4 protein-coding genes are annotated in these 3,577 nt (G+C 36.5%); 3 read left to right on the top strand and 1 reads right to left on the bottom strand.

Annotated elements, in window-relative coordinates:
• Positions 1–553: 2OG-Fe(II) oxygenase (locus A2003_RS07955; protein ID WP_286687130.1), on the bottom strand; the 553-nt coding region annotated here is incomplete at its 3' end.
• Positions 554–671: 118 nt separating this feature from the next.
• On the opposite strand from A2003_RS07955, the gene A2003_RS07950 reads away from it, so the two are divergent.
• Genes A2003_RS07950 through A2003_RS07940 form a run of 3 tightly spaced genes read left to right on the top strand, consistent with a single transcriptional unit; the run spans position 672 to position 3,481 of the window.
• Positions 672–1,529 (top strand): 23S rRNA (adenine(2030)-N(6))-methyltransferase RlmJ, encoded by an 858-nt coding sequence (locus A2003_RS07950; RefSeq protein WP_112986898.1) that lies wholly within the window; start codon positions 672–674, stop codon positions 1,527–1,529.
• A gap of 39 nt (positions 1,530–1,568) precedes the next feature.
• A complete protein-coding gene (gene pssA, locus A2003_RS07945; RefSeq protein WP_087540924.1) occupies positions 1,569–2,402 on the top strand; it encodes a CDP-diacylglycerol--serine O-phosphatidyltransferase in 834 nt (277 codons plus the stop codon).
• A 17-nt stretch (positions 2,403–2,419) separates the two neighbouring features.
• Positions 2,420–3,481, top strand: a complete 1,062-nt coding sequence (locus A2003_RS07940; RefSeq protein WP_039047591.1) for a DUF6670 family protein — start codon at positions 2,420–2,422, stop codon at positions 3,479–3,481.
• The last annotated feature ends 96 nt before the right edge of the window (positions 3,482–3,577 follow it).

Below are 3,577 nucleotides of genomic sequence, written 5' to 3'. Positions count from 1 at the left end.
GCTGTTTTGAAAGCAACACTTCATGTAGTAAATCACTTTGGAAGATAGCAAGCCGATTAGGCAATGGTTCAATGGTATGCCATTGTTCATTTTTATCTTGCAAGCGTAACTGACCGCCAAAGTCTTCTTGCCACTGTTCATGTAAATAAAAAACAGTTGAAATCATGCGATCATTCTTTTTCTGAGGATTATCTCGATGTAATGCATAAAACTCACCTGCGTTGTAACAAGCAAAATGAGCTTCTACTTCTTTGATTCCCAAATAAAACGCTTGATTTAATAACTGAGACAAGTTCTTTAATGCATTAATATGTTGTTGCGCGATCGGTAATTGTTCATCAATCCACAATATATGATCGCTACGTATATGACTCACAATACCATTTTGAATGCCTGCAGCTCTGAACTCAGCAAGATGTGAATTGCATTCGTTTACTAGGGAGTTTACAAATGCAGCAGAATAAACATTATCTATAACGGCAAAACCTGATTCATTTAAATCATCCAAAACTTTATCTAAATCCCACGATTCAGGAAGAGAACTTTGCTGCATATATTTCCAATAGATCTTGGTGAAGAGGCTGTATGATCTTAGTCGATCACATCAACGCTAAAGAATACTTTTTTCATTCGTGATAAACTACCCTTTGAATTGAGGAATAATTGTCAACATGAATTACCGTCACCATTTCCATGCGGGTAACTTTGCCGATGTTATGAAGCATGTACTTTTGCTTCAACTGCTCGCTCGTTTAAATGCTAAAGATAAACCTTATCGATATATAGATACCCATGGCGGTGCAGGTAAATATGATTTATCTACGTCTGAAGCACAAAAATCAGGTGAGTTTTTAACGGGTATCCATCGTTTGGTCAAGCTTGACGATTCGATTAAACGTAATGCACCTGAAGGCGTAAAACAATATCTTAAAATTGTTGAAGATATGCGTGCAGGTTCAGGTAAAGGTGCTTATCCAGGTTCACCTTGGTTTGCGCTTGAAGGCATGCGTGATATTGATAAAGCAACTATATTTGAAATGCAGCGTGATGTGTTTCAACAATTGTATTTTAATATTCGCGATAAACGTGCGGGCTTACATGAGCGTGATTTTTATGAAGGTTTGATGGGTGTCATTCCGCCTAAAGAAAAACGTGGATTGGTCATGATTGACCCACCATACGAAATCGAACGTAAAGATTTCCCTCAGTTAGTTGAGTTGTTACAAGCTGCACATAAAAAATGGCCGACAGGTGTTTTTGCTGTGTGGTATCCAATTAAAGATCGCGCGATGATTGACCGTTTTGAGAAGAAAATGTTTAAGACTGGTATTCGTCGCCAATTAATTTGTGAAATTTGCGTATGGCCAGATGATACTCCAGTTGGATTAAATGGTTGTGGTTTATTGGTGATTAACCCACCTTGGAAATTTTCAGAAGATGCAGATCAAGCCTTACAATGGCTTTTCCCTCATTTACGCATGAGTGAAAATGGTGGTCATGCTGCAGTGCGTTGGTTGGTGGGTGAATAAGCCCATCAATGTCAAACTATTCTCGAGGAATTGAAAATAATGACAAATTCTCCTAAGTCAGATTCTGATTTGAAGAAAGAAGAGCTTTCTTTTGATGGGATCACCTTTGAAGTCGAAGAAGAAGAACAAACGCATGAAGGGCAAAAAGTTAAAAGACGCGGCATTTATTTATGGCCAAATCTGATTACAACAGCGGCATTACTTTCAGGTTTTTATTCGATCATCGCTAGTATGAATGGTAATTTCACTCAAGCTATTTATGCGATTTTCTTAGCAGCATTGTTAGATGGTTTGGATGGTCGAGTTGCTCGTGCAATCGGAGCACAAAGTGCTTTTGGTGAACAGTATGATTCACTTTCGGATTTATTAGCCTTCGGTGTAGCTCCAGCTATTTTGATGTACAGTTGGAGTCTCAATGATTTGGGTCGAATTGGTCTAGCTTGTTGTTTTATTTACACAGCCTGTGCAGCATTTCGACTTGCACGCTTCAATGTACAAATCGGTGTTGTGGATAAACGTTACTTTATAGGAATAGCAAGTCCATTAGCTGCTGTAACCGTTATTTCAATGGTATGGGTGAGTCAAGATTATCCACTGGTATTTGATTTAAATGACATCATAATACAAATCATCAACGCCGTGATTATGGTTTCGATTGGTTTGCTTATGATTTCAAATATCAAATACTATTCATTTAAACAAATGGATCGCAAACGTGTTCCTTTTGTAGTCATGTTGCCTGTAGTCTTGATTTTTGCTGCAATCACCTACAATATTCCTGTAGGGATACTTGTTGTATGTATCATCTATGTGTTGTCTGGTTTTGTAACGACACTATTAGCTAAAAAAAATGATTCCAAAATAACAATCTAAATAAAAGGAGGTTCGGCATGCCATTGTTGATGAATAATAGTCAATTAAAGCAGCTGAACCTCAATAAGTCAGATGCTTTAACTTTTTACCCACCCAAAGGTTTATTTAAAATTGTTTATCAAGGTTTGATTCTACCCAATCTGCCTGCACCTTTTCATTATGTAAATTTCATTAGTTTGATCGGGCAACCTCGTATTCCCATTTGTTATAATCCAAGTGCAATTTCCACAACTGCGATCGATACAGCTACAGTGTTGGTAAGCAGTAGCTTATCAACAGTTGGACATCTAAAAAGTTATAGTGCAAAAGAACAGTGTCAATTTGAGACTGATTCTTATCAGTTTTTAGATGTTGATCAAATTCATGTTGATTTTCCAAACTATTACTTCAAACGAAATGACAATGAATTTAGCTGTGATTTAAGGGTAAATATCTGTTCTGAAATAGAAAATCATACAGCATTGCACTGGGGCGTTGCTGACTACTGGTATGTACAATGTCAGTGCGTTGGGGAAATTGTTTATAAAAATCAAAAATATTTGATTGAGACCAAAGGTATTTTAAAACATGCAAGGGCGGTATATTTACCTTTTATTGCTTTTCACTTTTTTACATATCAAATCATTCATATTAATGAAGAAATTCAAGTCATCCTTTCAGAATTGCGCAACCAATGGAATAACGTAATTTTCTCTCGAATTGAGGTTCAAACCAGCCAACAAGGTTCGACTCTTTATGATCGAAATGTAGTTTTTGATACCCTTAGAGTATATCCAAAGATTCAAACTCCTAATGGACGTGAGATGTATCTTCCACGTGAATTCATTTGGCAATATCAAGAAAATGAAGAAGTTATCTTTCAATTACACGGACAGAGTAGGGGCGATTATAAATTTGGTCTAGCGGCGGGTTATGTTGGTAGTTTTAGTTATGATTTATTTTGGAATAATCAGTCCTATCAAGGGAGTGGGTATTGTGAATACATCGATTGTCGACCTTTGCATTGGCAAGAAAAAAGTAAAACTGAACAAATCTTAGACCAAATTCCACATTTTCAGCCTTATTTGTGTAAAAAATAATCTATCAGTTTAAATATTAAAATAAATTCCAATAAATCACTTGCAACCATACTGAAATACTGTAGAATGCACATCCATCGGCGGTGATGAGGATAA

The sequence above is a fragment of the Acinetobacter sp. GWC1_38_13 genome (assembly GCF_001767535.1).
GTDB lineage: Bacteria > Pseudomonadota > Gammaproteobacteria > Pseudomonadales > Moraxellaceae > Acinetobacter > Acinetobacter junii.
This window is presented reverse-complemented; position numbering and strand designations above follow the sequence as displayed.